This is a genomic window from Empedobacter sp. EJD.6dd, assembly GCF_057369435.1.
Genome location: NZ_CM170667.1, coordinates 386,519 through 400,465, shown reverse-complemented (window position 1 = coordinate 400,465; position 13,947 = coordinate 386,519). Strand labels below are relative to the sequence as shown.

10 protein-coding genes are annotated in these 13,947 nt (G+C 32.7%); all 10 read left to right on the top strand.

Translation table 11 applies throughout. From position 1 onward, the window contains the following. Positions 1-16 precede the first annotated feature (16 nt). The 10 genes from AC2I98_RS01860 to AC2I98_RS01815 are packed head-to-tail and all read left to right on the top strand — an operon-like array spanning position 17 to position 13,946. Positions 17-1,840, top strand: a complete 1,824-nt coding sequence (locus tag AC2I98_RS01860) for a RagB/SusD family nutrient uptake outer membrane protein (protein ID WP_486412934.1) — start codon at positions 17-19, stop codon at positions 1,838-1,840. 11 nt (positions 1,841-1,851) lie between these two features. Further along, the gene (locus AC2I98_RS01855) at positions 1,852-3,531 is read left to right on the top strand and encodes a DUF4957 domain-containing protein (RefSeq protein ID WP_486412933.1); all 1,680 of its coding nucleotides are present in this window, start codon (positions 1,852-1,854) and stop codon (positions 3,529-3,531) included. Between the two features lie 14 nt (positions 3,532-3,545). Then, positions 3,546-5,750 (top strand): pectinesterase family protein, encoded by a 2,205-nt coding sequence (locus AC2I98_RS01850; RefSeq protein WP_486412932.1) that lies wholly within the window; start codon positions 3,546-3,548, stop codon positions 5,748-5,750. Positions 5,751-5,769: 19 nt separating this feature from the next. Beyond that, a complete protein-coding gene (locus AC2I98_RS01845) occupies positions 5,770-6,759 on the top strand; it encodes a DUF4861 family protein (protein ID WP_486412931.1) in 990 nt (329 codons plus the stop codon). Between the two features lie 5 nt (positions 6,760-6,764). Then, positions 6,765-7,979, top strand: a complete 1,215-nt coding sequence (locus AC2I98_RS01840) for a glycoside hydrolase family 88/105 protein (protein WP_486412930.1) — start codon at positions 6,765-6,767, stop codon at positions 7,977-7,979. A 5-nt stretch (positions 7,980-7,984) separates the two neighbouring features. Beyond that, positions 7,985-9,616, top strand: coding sequence for a glycoside hydrolase family 43 protein (locus tag AC2I98_RS01835; RefSeq protein ID WP_486412929.1), 1,632 nt, complete (start codon positions 7,985-7,987; stop codon positions 9,614-9,616). Then, positions 9,613-10,422 carry a rhamnogalacturonan acetylesterase gene (locus tag AC2I98_RS01830; RefSeq protein WP_486412928.1) on the top strand — a complete coding sequence of 270 codons (810 nt, stop codon included), beginning with the start codon at positions 9,613-9,615 and terminating at the stop codon, positions 10,420-10,422. Before AC2I98_RS01835 ends, AC2I98_RS01830 begins: the two co-directional genes overlap by 4 nt. Then, on the top strand, positions 10,422-12,092 hold the full coding sequence (locus AC2I98_RS01825) for a glycoside hydrolase family 28 protein (protein ID WP_486412927.1): 1,671 nt from the start codon (positions 10,422-10,424) through the stop codon (positions 12,090-12,092). Before AC2I98_RS01830 ends, AC2I98_RS01825 begins: the two co-directional genes overlap by 1 nt. Then, a complete protein-coding gene (locus AC2I98_RS01820) occupies positions 12,076-12,978 on the top strand; it encodes an alpha/beta hydrolase (RefSeq protein WP_486412926.1) in 903 nt (300 codons plus the stop codon). Before AC2I98_RS01825 ends, AC2I98_RS01820 begins: the two co-directional genes overlap by 17 nt. Further along, on the top strand, positions 12,975-13,946 hold the full coding sequence (locus tag AC2I98_RS01815) for a pectinesterase family protein (RefSeq protein ID WP_486412925.1): 972 nt from the start codon (positions 12,975-12,977) through the stop codon (positions 13,944-13,946). Before AC2I98_RS01820 ends, AC2I98_RS01815 begins: the two co-directional genes overlap by 4 nt. Position 13,947: the final 1 nt, after the last annotated feature.

Sequence of the window (13,947 nt, the reverse complement as noted above, 5' to 3'; positions counted from 1 at the left end):
TAAAACCATTACTCAAATGAAAACAAAAAAATACATAAAAATATTAGGTGTAAGTTTAGTCTTATTAACATCCTATTCGTGTGAAGAATTTTTAGATGTAAGTAGCCCATCTAACATATCAGAAGTAGAAGTTTATAACGATACAGATTATACTTATTCAGCAGTAATTGCTGTTTATAACCAATTAGCTGGTGATAACGGATACGGAAACCGTATTTCTTCTATTTATGGACAAGCAGCAGATGATTTTAAAACTTCTGGTGATTATAGTTGTAATGATAGACGTGGAATTAGTATGTACGCTGCATGTGCTACGAATCCTGAATTAGACAAACCCTTTCGACAATTGTACACAGGTATAGAACGTGCCAATCTTTTAATTTTTAATATACCAAATTCTACTGTTTATAAAACAGGAAGCGATAGTGATAAAAAATTAATGGATAGATTTTACGGAGAAGCTTTGACTTTACGTGCACAATACTATTACGAATTAATCAGAAACTTTGGAGATGTTCCTTTTCAAGATAAACCATCTTCTCAGTACGAACATATTTTTCTTCCAAAAACTGATCGTGATGAAGTTTACGAAGTTTTATTAGCTGACTTAGAAACTGCTTCTAAAGTTATTCCTTGGCGCGCAGAATCTGGTGATCCAACTACTCGTATCACAAAAGCATTTGTAAAAGGACTTAGAGCAAGAATCGCTTTAGCTAGGGCTGGTTATTCTTTAAGAAGAAGTCCAGTAGAAATGAAAAAAGGCGAAAATGCAACAAAATACTATCAAATAGCAAGAGACGAAACTTTTGATATTATGCAACAACGTGGTAGCCATAACATCAATCCTAATTACGAAGATGTTTTCCGTGCTATACACGAAGGTCGTATGGATAATACAAACGAAATGATTTTCCAAGTTGGTGCTTTCGGTGGAAATGCACGTACTGATAGTAAATTAGGTTATTACAATGGTCTACGTCACAACACAGCTTCTAAATGGAACGGTGGTGGAGGTATCAACGCTTTACCAACTTATTTTTATGAGTTTAATCGTTATGATCAACGTCGTGATGTGACGATAAATGTTTTCGAAATTAATGCTGATGATTTATCACAAGTAGTTAAAATTGACGCATTATCTGACGGAAAATTCAGAAAATCTTGGACTAAAATTACAGGTCCTTCTCAAAATCTTGGTATCAATTGGCCAGTTATGCGTTTTGCAGATGTATTATTAATGTATGCAGAAGCTGAAAACGAATTAAATGCAGGTCCAACTGCAAGTGCTATCGAAGCATTAAGGGAAGTAAGAGCAAGAGCATTTAGTCAAAATCCAAGCGAAATGCCAGCGATTAATGTTGGTGGATATCAAGCATTCTTTAAAGAAATTGTTCACGAGCGTTTGTTAGAATTCGGAGGTGAATCTATCCGTAAATACGATTTGATTAGATGGAATCTTTTAGGCGAAGCCGTAACAGAAACAAGAGGAAAACTACAACGTTTATTAGACGGAACAGGAGAATACGCGAATGTACCAAAATACATTTATTACAAAATTGGTAGCTATGATCCATCTCAAAATGCACAAAAAACAGTTCTTAACTTAGATACTTATTTTGTAGGAACAGACAAAGGTGCAATTTTCTATACTCCTTCTGTTGCCTCTACTCCTACTGGTTATACAAGAATTAACTGGCAATCAGCAATGGTAAGTACTATGATTAATGACGAAAGAAAAGGTTGGATGCAATATTACAAACCAAATCATTCAGAATTGTTACCTATCTATCAAGATATCATCAATACAAATTACAACTTAAAGCAAGATTACGGATACTAAATTCTAAAACAATGAAAACAACGATTCATAAATTATACTTTATCGGAACTTTGCTTTGTGCAGGAGCCGTAATTACAGCCTGTACAGATGATGATATGCAATCAGAATCTACAGATCCAATGAGAATGTTTACTCCTTTCTCTTTAAATGCAGAAAATGGAGAAACGCATTCTAAAGTGACTTGGAAAGCATCATTATACACAGAGGGTGATGCAATAAAATATACAACAGAAGTTTCTAGCGATTCTTTGTTTACTAACCCAAAAGAGATCTTACTTTCTAAAGTAACAGATAGTGCCGGAGTTATAATTACAGATCAAGAAGTTCCTGTTCGAAAAAATTTGTTTGTTCGTGTAAAAGCAAATGCATTTAATGATCGACCAGAATCTTATTGGTCAACAAGTAAAAGTATTAAAATTACGGGAATACAAATATTACACGCTATCTACGATCCTAATGTATTAGAAAAAGAAATTACATTATCATGGGATATTACAAGCGGTGTTACAAAATTAGTTTTTGTGCCTGCATCGCAAGTAGATGGCGGAACAGAAGGTGTAGTAACAAGCGAAATAACAGCTGCTGAAGCTGCTTCTGGAATAAAAACTGTAAAAGGATTAAATCCTAGTACAAAATACAACGTAGATATTTACAAAGGAAATACAAGTGTTGGTTTCAGATCTTTTACAACAAAAGCTTCTTCAGATTATGCGGTAATTGCAAATCCTGGTGACGATTTAATTGCTTTAGTAAACAATGCTAAAAATGGCGATATTATTGGTCTTAATCCTGGAAATTATGACACTGGTGACAAATTAATTATTCTAAATGGTAAAAAAGTTTCATTAGTTGGAACAACTTCTAACCCTTCAGATACTAAAGTTGCGTTTAAAGAATTTACACTAAACGATTCTGGAGCTGGATTAGTTTTAAGAAATTTAGAACTTAATGGAACACCTAATAATGCTGCTTATTTAGTTAATTTAACAAGTAGTAATAGTAACGGAGCTAAAGCTGATTTCGAAAGTGTATTGATCGAGAACTGTGTTGTATATGGTGTTAGTACAGCTGCTTTTAGAGCCAATAGAGGTCCTAATAGTGGATATACAATGGATAAATTCGAAATTAAGCATTCATTCTTTAGAAATTTCCCAGCTTCATCTTACGGATTCTTACATTTAGACAAGTTAGTTTTCAACCAAGTAAATGTAGAAAATTCGACTTTTACTGAAGTTGGAGATTTATTTATTCGATACAGAGAAAGTATAACTTCTCCATCAGCTAACGCAACTATTAATGTAAACAATTGTACAATAAATAGTTTTGGACAAAGTTCTGTTTATCCTTTATTAGACAACAATAATGTACCAATCAAAGTGAATTTCACGAACAATATCATCGCAAATTCGCCACGAGTTGGAGGTAGTTTATCAAACAATTTATTACTTCGTTTAGCAACATCAAGTACAGCTGTGTTTACATTTAATAATTTTTATAATTTAACAAATGGAAAACCTTCAGATTTACAAAAACTTGTCTTTCCAACAACTGGTGTTACAAATTCTAATAATCAAGAAAATCCATTAAATTGGACAAACACAACAATTGATTTTACATTACCAGCTAATTCTCCTCTTAGAACAGCCTCTTCAACAGGTGGTGCAATTGGAGATCCAAGATGGTGGTACTAAATAAAAAATAAGGAATGAAATCACACATCACAATCACAGTTTTATTTCTAATTCACTCATGTTTATTTGCACAGAATGTACCTGCTTTTCCTTCAGCCGAAGGCTATGGCAGGTATGCTTCTGGTGGACGTGGTGGAGAAGTATATATTGTCACAAACTTAAACGATAATGGAAAAGGTAGTTTAAGATATGGTATTCAGAAAAAACTAAGCAGAACAATTGTTTTCGCAGTATCTGGTACTATTGTTTTACAATCTCCTTTGGATATCAATAACGGAAATATTTCTATTCTTGGACAAACTGCTCCTGGCGATGGAATTACAGTTTCTAATTATCCTGTTACCATCAAATCAGATAACGTTATTATTCGTTATATGAGATTTCGATTAGGTGATTTGGCAAAAGTTGAAGGTGATGCTTTAGGTGGTCGTAATTCAAAAAATATAATCATAGATCATTGTTCTATAAGTTGGTCGACAGACGAAAATTTATCTTTTTATCGTGTCAAAAATTTATCAATTCAATGGTCTATTATTTCAGAAGCTCTAAATAATTCTGTCCATTCAAAAGGAGCTCATGGTTACGGTGGAATTTGGGGCGGTGAACCTGCTACGTTCCACCATAATCTAATCATGAGTAACAATAGTCGAAATCCACGTTTTAGCGGTTCCGAATCTACTGCTAATCCAGAAGATGAAATGGTTGATTTTAGAAACAATGTAATTTTTAACTGGGGTGCAAATTCTATTTATGGAGGAGAAAACGGAAAATATAATTTGATCAATAATTATTTCAAATCTGGACCTGCTTCAAAACATAAAAATAGAATTGTTAATCCTTCTGTTCCCTATGGCAAGTTTTATGTCAACGGAAATTATGTAGAAGGTTACACTGATATTTCTGCAAATAACTGGAATGGCGGTGTACAAACAGATAATCCTTTACAAGCTAAATCTGATTTAGAATTTGGTAAAAATGAAGTTATCACACATACTGCTGAAAACGCTTTTAAAATGGTTCAGGCACATGTTGGTGCAAGTTTAAAACGCGATGAAGTAGATAATAGATTAATTGGATATCTTACAAATGGTTATCCAAAAAACACTACTGGAATAATTGATAGTCAAGCACAAGTTGGAGGTTTTCCTACTCTTAAAACATATAATGTTCCTACTGATATCGATCAAGATGGTATGGATGACGAATGGGAAAAAAGAAACAATTTAAAAGTAGGAGTGAATGATGCAAATGGATATAATCTATCAAGTCAATACACTAACTTAGAAATCTATGCCGAATCTTTGGTTTCTGAAAAAATAAATTCTGCGAACAACAAGGTCAAAGATTTTGATTTTATTGTTGCAAAAGATGGTACTGGACAATTCAAAACCATTCAAGAATTAATTGGAGCTCTACCCGACTTTAGTCGAGTTCCAGTTAAAGTTTTGATTAAAAATGGTATTTACAAAGAAAAATTGACATTACCTCCGTCTAAGACAATGATTAATTTTATTGGAGAAGATCAAAACAAAACGATTATCACTTACGATGATTATGCTTCGAAACTAAATAATATTGGGCAAGAAATTGGTACATCTGGTTCTGCTTCGTTTTTTATTTTTGGAGAAAATTTTTCTGCAGAAAATATCACATTCGAAAACTCTGCTGGTGAAGTTGGACAAGCAGTAGCTGTTCGTGTAGATGCAGATAAAGTGAAGTTTGTGAATTGTCGTTTCTTAGGAAATCAAGACACTTTGTACTTAGTGAAAAGTGGAAGTAGACAATATTTTTACAATTGTTATATCGAAGGAACTGTCGATTATATTTTTGGGGCAGCAACTGCCTATTTCGAGAACTGTCAGCTTAATAATAAAGGGAAAGGATACATTACAGCAGCATCAACGACAGAAGATCAGAAATACGGTTTTATTTTCGAGAATTGTAAAATAACAGGTAACAATCAAGATTCCCATTATTTAGGAAGACCTTGGCGCCCATTTGCTCATACAGCTTTTATTAATTGTCAAATGGACCAATCGATCAAAACAGAAGGTTGGCATAATTGGGGAAAAGTTTCTAACGAATCTACCGCTCGCTATGTCGAGTATAAATCGACTGGTATTAATCTAAGTAAAAGAGTTACTTGGAGTCATCAATTAACCAATCAAGAAGCAGCTTCATTATCAAGAAATAATGTATTAGGAGATTGGATTTTATAAACAAAAAACGCATAAAACAATGAAAAATTTAACGTATTCTATCGTATTTGCCGCATTCGCAGTATTTTCTTGCTCCAAACAAAACCATTCAGTTCAAAATCAAGAAGGCTTAACATATGCCGAAATTTCTGTGAAAGAAGGTGGTAAATGGGTTGATGGAAAAAGAGGACATAAAGAATATGAAGGCGGAACTTTTAGAAATGTACAAGAACATACACTTCATCCAAATCATACGGATCATACTTTTTACATTCGCTACGAAGGTCCTGGTTGGGAAAATCAAAATGTAGGATTTCGTTTATATTTAGATTGGAGAAATGCTGTAGATATCTTCGGAAAAACAGTTAAAAATCAAGTTTTACAAGAAGTTGGACAAGATGGTTTCGATTCTTATCACAATATGCAACCATGGGGATTAGATATTTTAAAGGCTGGTAAATCATTAGGAATTGGAGGTTTTGGGCGTCTTGTAGATAATAAAGTCGAACATTTTGAAAATGTAGAAAAAACAACTGCTAAAATTTATAATACCAAAAAATCATCTGGTTTTCAAGTCGATTATAAACAATGGAAAACAACGAATCATTCAACGGATCTTATCGCAAATGTTACGATTTATCCATATGATCGTTTTTCTAAATTCGAATTAAAAACTTCTACTCTTACAAATGGTTTAACAACTGGAATTGTAAAATTTAAAGAAATTCCATTACAACAAAAGAAAAGTACTGACGGATCTTGGGGATATATCGCAACTTATGGTGCACAAACCTTAGCAACTAAAACAGATTTACTTGGAATGGCAATTTTCTATAAAACATCGGAAGTTGAAAATATTATTGATGGAAAAGATGATCATTTAGTCGTTTTCAAACCTACAACAAAAGCAATGACATATTACATTTTGGCAGCTTGGGAACAAGAACCAAATGGAATAACTAATGAAACAGAATTTTACAATGATTTAAATTCTAAATTAATTCAATTACAAAAAAACAATCATTTATAAATAACATGAAACCACTAATTACAATTACGCTAAGTGCTATAACTTTATTTTCTGGAATTTCATGTTCAAGTCAGAAAAAAACAAGTTCAGAACTTTTAGTAAATCCAAAACTAAAATGGTCAGAAAGAATGGCTATTTCAGAAACTATTCGTTTTCCAGATCCTACTTTGTTAGATTTTCAGAAAAAGCCAAGATGGAGCTACACGAACGGATTGGTTTTAGATGCCATGTACAAAGTTTATGAACAAACAAATAATAAAGTTGTTTATGATTATATCTACGATTATGCCAATCGCATGATTGATGAAAATGGTAAAATTCAAACGTATAAATTCGAAAATTATAACCTTGATATGATTAAATCTGGGGATGCTATTTTCGATTTATATGAAAAAACAAACGAAAAACGATTCAAGATTGCAATGCAAACCTTGGATAAACAATTAGCAGAGCAACCAACAACTTCAGAGGGTGGATATTGGCACAAACAAATTTATCCGCATCAAATGTGGTTAGATGGTGTATATATGGCCGAACCTTATCATGCTCGATATGCAAAAACATTCGAATCTGGAGAAAAGCAAACCAAATCATTTGATAAAATTGTACTTCAATTCGATTTAATCGAAAAGTATAACCGCGATCCAAAAACTGGATTATATTATCATGGTTGGGACGAAAGTAAAGAACAAAAATGGGCAAATAGTACAACTGGTTTGTCTCCACACTTTTGGTCGCGTGCAATGGGTTGGTATGGAATGGCGATAGTTGATGTTTTAGATTATTTACCAAAAGAACATCCAGGTCATCAAAAGTTAATTAAATACCTTAATCAATATGCAGAAGCTATTGTAAAAGTTCAGCATTCATCGGGAACTTGGTATCAAGTTTTAGATCAAGGAAACAGAGCTGGAAATTACTTAGAATCTACAGGAACTGCAATGTTTGTTTATACATTAGCAAAAGGGACCAACAAAGGTTATCTGCCAAAAAAATACATGTCAACTGCTAAAAAAGGATATGAGGGCATGCTAAAAGAGTTTATTACCATTGATGAAAAAGGTATTGTTAGTTTAGAAAAATGTTGTTCTGTTGCAGGATTAGGTGGAACACCTTACCGAGATGGTTCGTACGAATATTATATCAACGAACCAATTAGAGCAAATGATCCGAAAGGAACAGGTCCATTTATATTAGCTTCATTAGAGTTAAATCGTTAATTGCCATGAAATCAAAATTAATTCTCCTATCATTATTAGGATTAAATTTATTGCCAATACATGCGCAGAAATCAAACGTTTGGGTTTCAGATCTTGGAAATGGGATGTACAAAAATCCTGTTCTATATGCAGATTATTCTGATCCAGATGCTATTCGTGTAGGTGATGATTTTTTTATGACCGCTTCAAGTTTTAATGAAGCACCAGGATTACCAATCTTACATTCAAAAGATATGGTAAATTGGAAATTAGTAAACTATGCCCTACCCGATGTTTTTCCTATCAAACATTTCAGTACTCCAAAAAGAGGCGATGGTGTTTGGGCACCAAGTATCCGATTTCATAACAACGAATATTATATTTATTGGGGCGATCCAGATTTTGGAATCTATATGGTGAAAACTAAAAATCCTTTCGGAAAATGGGAAGATCCTGTTTTAGTTGAAGAAGGAAAAGGTTTAATTGATGCTTGTCCTTTTTGGGACGAAGATGGAAATGCATATATCGTTCATGGATGGGCTGGTAGCCGTTCTGGTGTAAAAAGTCTTTTAACCATCAAACGTATGAATGCCGAAGGAACAAAAGTTTTGGATAAAGGAAAACATATTTTTGATGGACACGAAAATCATCCAACAGTCGAAGGTCCAAAATTCTACAAACGAAACGGATATTATTACATTTTTGCTCCTGCTGGTGGCGTTGCTACTGGTTGGCAATTGGTTTTACGTTCAAAAAATATCTATGGTCCTTATGAAGAAAAAATTGTTTTAGAGGAAGGAAAATCTAAAATCAATGGACCTCATCAAGGTGCTTGGGTTGATACAAAAAATGGAGAGGATTGGTTTTATCATTTTCAGGATGCTGATACTTATGGAAGAATCGTTCACCTTCAACCAATGAAATGGATAAATGATTGGCCTTTTATAGGTGTTGACCAAGATAAAAATGGAATTGGAGAACCTGTTTTAACGTACAAAAAACCATTAATTTCTAATAAAACTGAAATTACAACTCCACCCGAAACAGACGAATTTGATGGAAATGATATTGGTTTGCAATGGCAATGGAGTGCTAATCCTAATATTGTTTGGTACAGCAAATTAGCTAATCAAAATTTTTTAAGATTATTTTCTGTAAAAGTTCCTGAAAATTCAAATAACCTTTGGGCGGTTCCTAACTTGTTAACCCAAAAATTTCCTGCACCTAATTTTACAGCTTCTACTAAAGTTAAATTAGTTCAAGAAGATGCAACAGAAGGCAAAACTGCTGGATTGTTGATTATGGGAACAGATTATCAATCGCTGGTTATAACAAATAAAAAAGATGGTTATTATTTACAATTGATTCGAGCGGAAAAAGCAGAAAAAAACAATGCAGAGAAAATTTTATCTGAGATAAAACTATCAACAAATGAAGTATATCTGAAAGTAAATATTAGCGAACCAAACGGAATTTGTCAGTTTAGTTACAGTGAAAATGGTAAGAAATTTACACCAATTGGAGATACTTTTCAGGCAAAACCAGGAAAATGGATTGGAGCTAAAGTTGGTTTATACAGCATAAGTTCTCAAGAAGCAAAACGTGGTGGTTATGCAGATTTTGAATGGTTTAGAATTGATAAAAACGATAAAAAATGAAATTAAACTCTTTTTTATATTCAACATTTTTCTTTCTATTTTGTTCATTTAGTTACGCTCAAAAAGGGAAATCATTAACAATTTTCTTAATTGGAGATTCGACAGTTGCAGATTACACTGGAGATTATAATCCAGGAAAAAGCTACATGAAAAATAGATACCCAATTGCTGGTTGGGGACAAGAATTTCAACCATTTTTCGTAAAAGATAGTGTTCAAAATGTCAAACATTTAGCGAATAAAAATATTATCATCCACGATAAAGCAAAAGGTGGAAGAAGTACACGTACTTTTTTTCAGGAAGGTAGATGGCGAGAAGTTTATACACAATTGAAAAAAGGTGATTATGTTTTAATACAATTCGGACATAATGATGCCGCAGAAGATAAACCAGAACGATTTGTAAATTTAGAAGGTTACAAAGAGTTTTTGAGATTATATGTGGATCAAACGAGAGAAAAAGGTGCAATTCCAATTATTCTTAGTCCAGTTGCTCGAAATTATCCTTGGAAAAATGGAAAGTTAGAAAATGTACATGGCGAATATCCATTTGTCGCAGAAGAAATTGCAAAAGAAAAAAATGTAGCTTTTTTAGATTTGAATCAAATATCAATGAATTTCTTTTCTAAAAAAGGTCAAGATTATGTGACTTCTACTTATTTCATGAATTTCGGCGCAAATTTGTACGATGCTTATCCAGATGGTCAAAAAGACAATACACATTTTCAAATAGCTGGTGCTAAAGCTGTCGCTGCTCTAGTTTTCAAAGAATTTAAAAATATTATCCAAAACAAAAACATTTACTAATGAAAAAATACATCAAAATACTTGCCGTTGCAGTGTCGATTGTTTGTTCTACTCATGCTTCTGCTCAAGTAGACGAAAACATCTATAAAAACATTGAGTTTAATATGCCAAGAGTGCAGGAAACATCTTTTCCAAATCGTACGGTATCCATCACTCAATATGGTGCAAAAGCAGACGGGCTTTTTAAAAATACCGAAGCAATTAACAAAGCAATTAACGAAACAAGTGCTAAAGGCGGAGGAAAAGTTGTAATTCCAAGAGGTATTTGGTTAAGTGGTCCTATCGAAATTAAAAGTAACATCAATTTACATTTAGAAGATGGTGCTTTATTAATTTTTAGTAAAGATTTTAACGATTATCCTTTGGTAGAAACAAGCTTCGAAGGGCTTAATACAACACGCACTGTTTCTCCTATATCTGCTAAAAATGCACAAAATATTGCCATTACAGGTAAAGGAACTATTGATGGAAATGGTGATGCTTGGCGTTTTGTAAAGAAAGGTAAAATGACCGATTCTCAATGGAAAACATTAGTTGCATCTGGTGGTGTTTTATCTGATGATAAAAAAATATGGTTTCCAAGCGAAGGTTCTAAATTGGGATACATAAGTAGTTCTAATTTTAATGTTCCTGATAAGATTAGTAAAGAAGATTTAATCAAAGTTAGAGATTTCTTACGTCCAGTAATGGTGAGTATTGTTAATTCGGATCGTGTACTTTTAGACGGACCTACATTTCAAAATTCTCCTGCATGGAACATTCATCCTTTAATGAGTTCTAATATAATTATTCGCAATTTGAATGTTAGAAACCCTTGGTATTCTCAAAATGGTGATGGATTAGATTTAGAATCTTGTAAAAATGTTTTGATTTACAACAATACATTTGATGTTGGTGACGATGCAATTTGTATCAAATCTGGAAAAGACAAAGATGGACGTGATCGTGGAATACCAACAGAAAATGTGATCATCAAAAATAATACGGTTTATCATGCACATGGTGGTTTCGTAATTGGTAGTGAAATGTCTGGTGGTGTTCGTAATGTTCATGTTTCTGGTGCTACGTTTATTGGAACTGATATTGGTTTAAGATTCAAAACAACTCGTGGACGCGGTGGTTTAATCGAAAATATTTATATCTCTAATATTGATATGATTAACATTCCTGCACAAGCAATTGGTTTTAATATGTTTTATGAAGGAAATTCTCCAATTGTAGAAGATGATCAAAATGCAGATGATGAAAAAAGAAATGATAAGAAAGTTCCTGTAACAGAAGAAACTCCAACTATCAGAAATATATTTTTCAAAAATATTAATGTCGTAAGTTCTCACGAAGCGTTGTTTATCATGGGACTTGCTGAAATGAATATTAAAAATATTGTGGTTGAAAATTCAACTTTTGATACTAAGAAAGCGTTAAGCATTATCGATGCAGATGGAATTCAATTAAAAAATGTAAAATTTAATTACAAAGACGGAAAAGCTGTAACAATTTACAACAGTAAAAATGTAGATTTAAGTTCAACAGAATTCAAAAATACATCAGCAACTCCAGAAATAAAGATACTTGGGAATGAATCTGAAAAGATTAAATTACCAAAAGCATTTGATAAAAAATACATTTCAACTTCTAAAGAAGTCAAAAAGAATGCAGTTATCAATTAAAAAGATTTTGTTTGTTTTTATGATTCATACGGTGATAGCCTTCGGTCAAATTGAGAGACCGAAGGCTTCGCCTTATACAATAGAAACGACTTACGAAAAACTAAAGAAAAATTATCCATTTATCACACCTATTTCTATTAGAAATATAAAGGATATCAACTCTTTTGAGAATATTATTTATCAAGAAAAACATCAATTAAAAGCAGATATTTTTCAACCCAAAACTCAGCAAAAACCTTCGGTTGCTATTATTTTAATTCATGGTGGTGGTTGGATTTCGGGCAGTAAAGAAAATCAAAAACCAATGGCTCAGGAACTTGCTTCTGCTGGTTTTGTTACAATGGCAATTAATTATAGATTAAGTGATGTTGCAAAATACCCTGCTCCGATTGAAGATATAGATGCTGCAGTTAATTATTTGATAAAAAATAGAAAGAAATATAACCTCAATCAAAAAAAGATTGTTGTTCTTGGTGCTTCGGCTGGTGCTCAATTAGCAACACTTTATGGTGTAAAATCGAATAAAATTGCTGCAATTATCAATATTGACGGAATTGTTTCTTTTGTACATCCCGAAGCGGAAGAAGGTCAATATGCAGCTTATTTTTTAAACGCTTGGAAAGATGATAATTTACAAGTGTGGAAAGACGCTTCACCATTAGAATTTGTTCAAACTAAAACACCTCCTGCTCTATTTATCAATAGTTCGCAACCAAGATTTAGAGCTGGAAGAGATGATATGATGAAAAAATTAACCAACTACAATATTCTTAACGAAGCGTACGAAATAGAAAATTCACCACATTCTTTTTGGCTAATGCATCCTTGGTTTGAAACGACAAAAAAATATATTATTGATTTTTTAACGAAACGATTTAACCAATGAAAGTAATCAAATTGATTTTATTTTTTTGCTTATATATTGTAATGATTAAAGCGAATGCTCAGTACAAAACAATTACAGTTTCTAAAGATTCGCAAGCTGATTTCGCAACCATACAAGAAGCGATTAATTCATTGAGAGATTTAGGACCTGATGAAGCATTAATACTTGTAAAGAATGGAGTTTATAATGAAAAAGTAAGAATTCCGTCATGGAAACACAAAATAACAATCAAAGGAGAAGATTCAACGAAAACTATCGTTACAAATAATGATTATTCTGGGAAAATAGATCTTGTGACGAATCAAAAAATGACAACTTTTAATTCCTACACTTTTTTAGTCGAAGCAGATAATATCAAACTAGAAAATCTAACCATACAAAACGAAAGTTGTAATCAAGGACAAGCGGTTGCATTGCATGTAGAAGGTGATAAATTTATTGCAAAGAATATACGTTTATTGGGCTGTCAAGATACGTTGTACACAGCGACAAATAGAAGCCGTCAATATTATCAAAATTGTTACATAGAGGGGACAACAGATTTTATTTTCGGTGAAGCAATTGCAGTATTTGAACATTGCACGGTAAAAAGTTTAGCGAATTCGTTTATCACAGCTGCCGCAACGCATCAAGAGCGTGAATTTGGTTATGTATTTTTCGATTGTCATCTTATTGCAGAAAAAAATATTACCAAAGTTTATTTAGGAAGACCTTGGCGCCCTTTTGCTAAAACCGTTTTTATCAATACAACGATGGGTCAACATATTCTTCCTATTGGTTGGAACGAATGGAAGGGTGATGCAATGTTTCCTGATAAAGAGAAAACAGCTTATTATGCCGAATATAAAAGTAAAGGTTTAGGAAATAATCCTCAAAAAAGAGCAAATTGGTCGCATCAATTAACCGAAAAAGAAATAAAAAAATACACGATCGAAAATATATTTGATGGTTGGAATCCAAAACATTAAT

Bases quoted from the DNA above. Each gene is read 5' to 3' on its own strand.
- AC2I98_RS01860 (WP_486412934.1), top strand. From the start codon at position 17: ATGAAAACAAAAAAATACATAAAAATATTAGGTGTAAGTTTAGTCTTA.
- AC2I98_RS01855 (WP_486412933.1), top strand. From the start codon at position 1,852: ATGAAAACAACGATTCATAAATTATACTTTATCGGAACTTTGCTTTGT.
- AC2I98_RS01850 (WP_486412932.1), top strand. From the start codon at position 3,546: ATGAAATCACACATCACAATCACAGTTTTATTTCTAATTCACTCATGT.
- AC2I98_RS01845 (WP_486412931.1), top strand. From the start codon at position 5,770: ATGAAAAATTTAACGTATTCTATCGTATTTGCCGCATTCGCAGTATTT.
- AC2I98_RS01840 (WP_486412930.1), top strand. From the start codon at position 6,765: ATGAAACCACTAATTACAATTACGCTAAGTGCTATAACTTTATTTTCT.
- AC2I98_RS01835 (WP_486412929.1), top strand. From the start codon at position 7,985: ATGAAATCAAAATTAATTCTCCTATCATTATTAGGATTAAATTTATTG.
- AC2I98_RS01830 (WP_486412928.1), top strand. From the start codon at position 9,613: ATGAAATTAAACTCTTTTTTATATTCAACATTTTTCTTTCTATTTTGT.
- AC2I98_RS01825 (WP_486412927.1), top strand. From the start codon at position 10,422: ATGAAAAAATACATCAAAATACTTGCCGTTGCAGTGTCGATTGTTTGT.
- AC2I98_RS01820 (WP_486412926.1), top strand. From the start codon at position 12,076: ATGCAGTTATCAATTAAAAAGATTTTGTTTGTTTTTATGATTCATACG.
- AC2I98_RS01815 (WP_486412925.1), top strand. From the start codon at position 12,975: ATGAAAGTAATCAAATTGATTTTATTTTTTTGCTTATATATTGTAATG.